Source organism: Kaarinaea lacus, assembly GCF_975902315.1.
This window is the reverse complement of sequence record NZ_CDLKIE010000483.1, coordinates 1-3,587: the sequence shown is the minus strand read 5'-3', so window position 1 is coordinate 3,587 and position 3,587 is coordinate 1. Positions and strand designations below refer to the sequence as shown.

Genomic DNA, 3,587 nt, shown 5'->3' with positions numbered 1-3,587 from the left:
CCACAGTTTATTGGCCCCAAATTACTAACGGCCTTACACAATGTTACCCAGTTACCGATAATGGAGTCGGCGGGTATGTTGAGCCCGCTGGTTATCAGGGATATTATCCGGGGAGGAGGTGGGGCACTACAACACTTTGTGGAATATTCAGACTACCCTATAGCCGGTGCCAACCTCTGCACATCCAGTTGTGAGCGCGGGGAAGTATCGTGCGCGGAAATGGAAGCAGTCATCTGTGCTTTGAGAGAAAAAAGCGTAGTATTTTAAGTAGAATGCACCATGCCCTTCCAGGGAAAAGATTCGTGTGTTTGTAATTGAATAAGCTCCAGACACTCCTCTAATAGGACAAACAACTCTCAAAGAATTCCTTTCGCACAATAACAAACTTTTCCAGGTATTTTTAAAAAATAAGCCGTTATCTGGTCAGAATCTCTTTCAGAAAGGCGCCGGATACTCGCGCCGAATTGCTTCTATTTCACTGTTGACTTCATCGGATAAGTTAAGGGATATGGCATCGATATTGGTTTTTAATTGTGTCATGTTGGTAGCGCCTATGAGCGTTGAGGCGATAAAGGGTTTACTGTTAACGAATGCAATAGCCATCTGGCACACATCCAGGTTATGCCGTTTTGCCAAATCGATATAGCGAACAATTGCTGCATCGGTCATGGGGTGAATTCGGTGCTCGACGCGTGTTTCAATGGTAAGTCGTGCGCCTTCCGGTTTTGCGCCATTCAGGTATTTTCCGCTTAACATACCGCGGCACAGGGGAGACCAGGCCAGTAATCCGCAGTTTTCATTAATCGTAATTTCGCTAAGGTCGGGTTCAAAGTGACGGCAAAGGAGGGAATACTCGTTTTGAATGGAAACTGCACGGGGCAGTGAGTGTTGTTCAGCGAGTTGTAGCCATTTCGTTAAACCCCAGGCGGTTTCGTTGGACAATCCAAATTGACGGATCTTGCCATCCTGAATCAAAGATTGCATGGTGTGCAATACTTCGAGGAAGTTATCCGCTTCTTTTTCTACATCGAATTTTGGCGCGTAATTCCAGGTTTTGCCAAAGTGATAAGATCCCCTGTTAGGCCAATGCAATTGATAGAGGTCGATGTAATCCGTCTTTAATCGTTTCAGGCTCGCTTCCAGCGCCAGCTGAATATTTGCTTTATTAATGACATTCTTACCTTCCCGTACCCAGGCTAACCCAGGCCCAGATATCTTTGTGGCAAGGACCACCTTATCGCGTGTCTTGCGTGAGGCAAACCAGTTGCCGATGATCGCCTCTGTGGTGCCAAAGGTTTCCGCAGTGGGTGGTATGGCATACATTTCGGCAGTGTCAAAAAAATTGATACCCTTTTCAAGCGCGTAATCCATCTGCTCGAAGCCTTCCTCCTGGGTATTTTGAAAGCCCCAGGTCATGGTTCCCAGACCAATGAGACTGATTTCTAAATCTGTTCGACCTAGTTTCCGATATTCCATGGTTCAAACGCTTATGAAAATTGGATTAGATAACTCTATTTTAAAGGTAGCTTAGAGGCTTTTATTATCAAATACCATTAAATCGCAAGGCAATGAGTATCCAGTAAAAGAAGAAGATTTATTCTGTAAATTGTTTATAATGTGTCCATTCCAATAAGAAGACGTTCAATAAATTGCGTCTTTTAGTTAAAGACAGTTTAATATTGTGCCTCACTGTTTTCGCTAGTTAATTTCATGCGAAGACATGCAATTAAATGAGCGTTGAGTGAAGCTAGAATTAGCACTAATTTTTTTTGTCTATTTACAAAGCAGGAAGACAGGTATGGCATTGCGGCAGCTTTTCACTCTAAAAGGCACAAGCAGGATTACATTTTATGTCACGGTAATCCTCTACGTGAGCTGCGTTATACCGGTGACTGCCTTTGCCGAAAACAACGAATACTACAGCACCTGGGAACTGAAACATTCCGGCCAATACAGGCTGGTCTGGTATTACAATACGAGAAAGGATTTCGAAAAAAATCAACCTAACAAGGTTCTGGTGCATAATAAGGAATTTCGTGTTAACCCGGATGTCAGGCCCATCACAATAAACGGTCTCTATCTACTGGAACATTCCAAAGTCAATGAAGGTGAAGAGGTGCTTGATCTTGGAACAGGATCGGGTGTACATGCTGTATTTGCGGCTGAAAAAGCAAAGCGCATCGTTGCCACCGACATATACGCGCCTGCCGTAGAAAACGCCAAAGTTAATGCGCAACTACATGATGTTGACGATAAAATTGATTTTCGTGTCGGTGATTTATTCGAGCCAGTCGATGATGACGAAAAATTCGACGTCTTCTTCGTCAATATTAACTTCCCTTTTGAAAGCGATAATAATAAACGTAACGAGCTCCATGAACGCTTGTTCGCTGAAATTCGTCAGTACATGAAACCCAATGCGCGCATTTATTATCAAACCAGCTTTGTAAAAAATATTCCCTATATCCTGGATATGCTGGACCGTAACCGTTTTCGTATCATGGAAATGCATATGGAGTACTACGCTGAATTTGGGCACGAAGCTCTGTTTTTTATGCTGCAAAGCGGTTAGTGATTTTCGCTCGAGTTGCGGGGAGAAGAACCCTCTTTGAGCAGGTTTAGGATAGTCCAATTACTGGAATACTCGAGATAATATTAATGCGAAGAATTACATGAGGCAGATGTAATGTTAATGGCTCTAAGAGTAGTATGTATTTGCAGTTTAATGACTGGCTGCACTCTTTTAAATAATAGTTCTTTGTCAGATGATGAAATAAATACCCTGATCCAGACATCAAAAAAGCAGTATGTGAAGCAACTTTCTCGGGAGGTTGCAGTTTTTGACAATGTCGCATTTGGCCTGGGTCTTCCATTAAGAAATTATCTCAATAACGAACGGATCGTGAAGGGGAAGACTATCCTGGATTTAGGGGCGGGGTCAGGTGTTCTTTCACTAATTGCGTTACAGAGTGGGGCTAAGAAATCGGTGGCAACTGAAATAAATCCATATGCGGTAGCTAATGCGGTTTATAACGCAGAACGTTTAGGGTTCGAGAATAAAATGGATGTGCGGCTTGTTTCTATGGATAACCAGGGGGCGTATTCTGTTATTGCTAATAATGAAAAATTTGATTTGATAGTATCGAACCCCCCTCAGGGTTTGGGGTACCCAAATAAAATATATGATTATTCTCACACGGATTCAAACCTTGCGTTCCTGACCTCTATCCTGGAAGGTTTAAAGGAACACTTGACGCCAGACGGTAAAGGGGTTTTCGCATTATATGATCGAGGACTGGAACTGGCGCAACAAGTGGCGGGTGAGCAGGGTCTGGATGTAAATATTTATTTGAAAACTTATAATAGAAACGGCGTTTATTATCTCGTAGAAATCCAGAGCCGCCAGGGGTAAACTTCAAGAATGAGTTCATGTATGGCAAGCAGAGCCATTTTTCCTGACAAGACAGCAGTTAATAGAGAGTGAGTACAGGTGGCCGGAGGCGCTAAACTTCCAGTTACTTATTGGTAAATTATCCGCACGGTACTGGGTTAAAGGGACAAGCTCGATTGAATAATCACATGCATTT

General features: G+C 43.0%; 4 protein-coding genes. 3 read left to right on the top strand and 1 reads right to left on the bottom strand.

The features are described from left to right. Positions 1 to 267 (top strand): hypothetical protein (locus ACWVCM_RS14990; protein ID WP_455202572.1); only part of this gene is annotated, 267 nt, incomplete at its 5' end. A gap of 168 nt (positions 268 to 435) precedes the next feature. Here the strand turns inward: ACWVCM_RS14990 and ACWVCM_RS14985 are convergent. Next, positions 436 to 1,476 carry an aldo/keto reductase gene (locus tag ACWVCM_RS14985; RefSeq protein ID WP_455202571.1) on the bottom strand — a complete coding sequence of 347 codons (1,041 nt, stop codon included), beginning with the start codon at positions 1,474 to 1,476 and terminating at the stop codon, positions 436 to 438. Positions 1,477 to 1,798: 322 nt separating this feature from the next. On the opposite strand from ACWVCM_RS14985, the gene ACWVCM_RS14980 reads away from it, so the two are divergent. Together ACWVCM_RS14980 and ACWVCM_RS14975 are read left to right on the top strand one after the other, a co-directional pair. After that, positions 1,799 to 2,572: a methyltransferase gene (locus ACWVCM_RS14980; RefSeq protein ID WP_455202570.1), complete on the top strand. Its 774-nt coding sequence runs from the start codon at positions 1,799 to 1,801 to the stop codon at positions 2,570 to 2,572. Between the two features lie 114 nt (positions 2,573 to 2,686). Further along, positions 2,687 to 3,412, top strand: coding sequence for a 50S ribosomal protein L11 methyltransferase (locus ACWVCM_RS14975; RefSeq protein ID WP_455202569.1), 726 nt, complete (start codon positions 2,687 to 2,689; stop codon positions 3,410 to 3,412). Positions 3,413 to 3,587 lie beyond the last annotated feature (175 nt).

Coding starts and splice junctions, on each gene's coding strand:
- ACWVCM_RS14975 (WP_455202569.1), top strand. CDS start 2,687: ATGTTAATGGCTCTAAGAGTAGTATGTATTTGCAGTTTAATGACTGGC.
- ACWVCM_RS14985 (WP_455202571.1), bottom strand. CDS start 1,476: ATGGAATATCGGAAACTAGGTCGAACAGATTTAGAAATCAGTCTCATT.
- ACWVCM_RS14980 (WP_455202570.1), top strand. CDS start 1,799: ATGGCATTGCGGCAGCTTTTCACTCTAAAAGGCACAAGCAGGATTACA.